The sequence below is a fragment of the Ureibacillus suwonensis genome (assembly GCF_042655065.1).
GTDB lineage: Bacteria > Bacillota > Bacilli > Bacillales_A > Planococcaceae > Ureibacillus > Ureibacillus suwonensis.
Genome location: NZ_JBHSNQ010000061.1, coordinates 1 through 1,344, shown reverse-complemented (window position 1 = coordinate 1,344; position 1,344 = coordinate 1). Strand labels below are relative to the sequence as shown.

The following is a 1,344-nucleotide window of genomic DNA, read 5'->3' as shown; positions in this document are numbered from 1 at the left end:
CTTTGTTTTTTAGGTTCATCACCAAAAGTTGTACTTGCACCTGTCATGAAAGTATGTTAGCTGTTTCTAGCCGAACCCGCAATGCAAAACGCTGGATATTTCTGTATCCGTATCCCCGACGTTTCATCAGCTTGATCTTGTTATTTGTTCCCTCCATTTTCCCATTTGAATAAGGGGATAAAATGCACGATATGATTTCGTCTGTTCGTTTGACGAGTGATTTTGCGATGGCGCGAACAGCAGAACAAGGACAAAACAAATACCGATGAACCCAGGCGTTCAAACGACGTTTCGCCTGTTGCTCATCTTTGCTTTTGAACACATAGCGAACATGTTGGAGCGATTGGTAAACAGACTTTAAGTAATCGCTTTCATTACACCATTCTCGTATGATTTGACGTTCTTCCTCCGTCAATTTCTCTGGGCATTGGCTCAATAAACGGCAAACGTAACGAACATTTCCGTGTTTCTTGCCTCCTTTGCCCAAATATTTGCGACAACGTTCTAACGCATCGGTAAACAGCTGAATGACATGGAAATAGTCGACGACATGTGTCGCCTCTGGGCAAACCCGTTGAATCGCTTTTTTCATCGCTGGAGCCAAGTCACTCACGACATACTGAACGGAACGAGATACATGAGCCAATGCACGCCCAATGGCTTCCTCGTTCTTTCCTGCTTCCATGGTATACACTTCTCCCGTTTCGGCATCCATGATCGCCACTCCATAGTCGTGCCCTTTTCGAAAAGCAAACTCATCGACACAAACCGCCTTTGGTTGGACGTCATTCGATAGGAAGGAAGGGGCATGGGTATAAAACCATCGTTCAACGGTCGTGTAAGGAAGCTTGAGCATACGAGCCACCGCCTGAATGGATGTTCCGATGCAAGATTGCGCGACCCATCGCTGAAAAGCATCCGTCGCCACACTTCGAGGAGAGATGGCTGGATACGACGTGCTGAACGTCACGCCACACGTGCTACAACGTCTGCGCTCGACAGGAAGTTCGATCCAAAAAATTCCGATTCGCTGAGCATAGCCATGCATCCATTGCTTCTTTTTGACTGTCATTTTGATCGTGCGCTTCAAGCAGACAGGACATAACGGGCATTGTTCGGGTAGAGAAAGTTCGAAAATCCAACGTTCCCCTTCTTTTCGCACCTTTTGAATCAAAACATCTGGTAAATCGATAAGTTCTTTGATAAACTGAGAGTACATGCGAATTTCCCTCCATGGTTTGGTTTGGTCACCTTTACCATACAGGAAAATTCGCATTTTTTGTACCCTCTATGCACACCTACCTTAAATGATCAAGTACAACTTGTGGTGAAGAGCCAAAAAAC

Annotated in this window: 1 protein-coding gene; it reads right to left on the bottom strand. The window is 45.5% G+C overall.

What is annotated here, in order from left to right; translation table 11 throughout:
• Positions 1–43: 43 nt before the first annotated feature.
• Positions 44–1,219: an ISL3 family transposase gene (locus ACFPOH_RS07405; protein WP_390309301.1), complete on the bottom strand. Its 1,176-nt coding sequence runs from the start codon at positions 1,217–1,219 to the stop codon at positions 44–46.
• Between the last annotated feature and the right edge of the window lie 125 nt (positions 1,220–1,344).